Source organism: Microbacterium sp. K41 (assembly GCF_004794395.1).
In the GTDB taxonomy this organism is placed as follows: Bacteria; Actinomycetota; Actinomycetes; order Actinomycetales; family Microbacteriaceae; genus Microbacterium; species Microbacterium sufflavum.
Window position 1 is genome coordinate 1 of the sequence record NZ_SSDO01000049.1, and the last position, 1,513, is coordinate 1,513.

Sequence of the window (1,513 nt, forward strand, 5' to 3'; positions counted from 1 at the left end):
GAGCTGCGCGACCTGCGGCAGCAGCCCGCGGCGGCGCCCGACGCCCCCACCGAGGTCATCCCGGTCGCCGCGCCCGCCGCGGTGTCGACCGGACGCATCCGCGTCTCGACCGGACAGGTGGTCACGCTCGACCGCACGGTCATCATCGGCCGTCGCCCGCGCTCGACCAGGGCCAGCGGGGCGAACATGCCGCACCTGATCGCGGTCGAGAGCCCGCAGCAGGACATCTCGCGCAGCCACCTCGAGGTGCGTCCCGAGGGCGACACCGTGGTGGTCATCGACCTGCACACGACGAACGGCTCGACGCTGCTGCGCCCCGGTGCCGACCCGGTGCGGCTGCACCCCGGCGAGCAGACGCTCGTGCTGTCCGGCGACGTGGTGGACCTCGGTGACGGCGTGACCGTCGCGTTCGAGGACCTGCCGTGAGTCGTCGCCCCTCCCCGCCGCCCGCCCTGCCCGGCTTCACCTATGTGGAGCCGCTGGGCACGGGCGGCTTCGCCGATGTCTTCCTGTACGAGCAGGAGATGCCGCGGCGCCGGGTCGCGGTGAAGGTGCTGCTCGCCGACCGCATCTCCAGCGGGGCGGCGCAGGAGTTCGCCGACGAGGCGAACGTGATGGCGATGCTGTCCACGCACCCCGCGATCGTCACGATCTATCAGGCGGGTGTCGCGGGCGACGGGCGCCCGTACCTGGTGATGGAGTACTGCCCGCGGCCGAACCTGCAGCTGCGCTCGCGCAAGGAGCCGTTCTCGGTGGCCGAGGCGCTGCGCGTCGGCGTCCAGGTCGCGGGGGCCGTGGAGACCGCGCATCGTGCGGGCGTGCTGCACCGCGACATCAAGCCGGCGAACATCCTCGTCACGGAGTACAACCGTCCGGCGCTGACCGACTTCGGCATCGCGTCCACCACGGGCGCGACGGGCGAGGCGTCGGGCATGTCGATCCCGTGGTCGCCGCCGGAGTCGTTCGCCGAGCCGCCGCAGAGCGGACCGCGCACCGACGTGTGGGCGCTGGGTGCCACGCTGTACACGCTGCTCGCGGGGCGTTCGCCGTTCGAGCGCCCGGGGGAGCGCAACTCCAGCGCCGACCTGATCGAGCGCATCGAACGGGCGGCGCTGCCCCCGCTCGGCCGTCCCGACTCGCCCGAGAGCCTGCAGCGGCTGCTCGAGCGGGCGATGGCCAAGAACCCCGACGACCGCTTCCCGAGCGCGGTCGCCTTCGCCCGGGCGCTGCAGAAGGTGCAGATCGAGCTGTCGCACTCGGTCACGCCGATCGACATCGTCGACGACCACCCGCCCGCGGAAGATCTGGAGGACGACAACGACGGCCTGACCCGGGTGCGCGAGATCGTCAGCATCGACCCCGGCATGTCCACCTCCACGCGGCCGTCCGCGGCCACGCAGCCCAAGGGTCCGTCGGTCGTGGTGCCCGACGCCCCGCGGTTCGACTCCCCGCCGCGTCCGGAGCCCGACGTGGAGCAGACGCAGCGTCGCGACACCGCCGCGACCGCCGCCGC

Annotated in this window: 2 protein-coding genes; both read left to right on the top strand. The window is 73.4% G+C overall.

Annotation, left to right across the window (positions count from 1 at the left end; all coding sequences use genetic code 11):
• The coding region (locus DW309_RS00760; protein WP_136044246.1) for an FHA domain-containing protein at positions 1-426 on the top strand (426 nt) is incomplete at its 5' end.
• On the top strand, positions 423-1,513 hold a 1,091-nt coding region (locus DW309_RS00765; protein WP_136044247.1), incomplete at its 3' end, for a serine/threonine-protein kinase. The genes DW309_RS00760 and DW309_RS00765, both read left to right, overlap by 4 nt.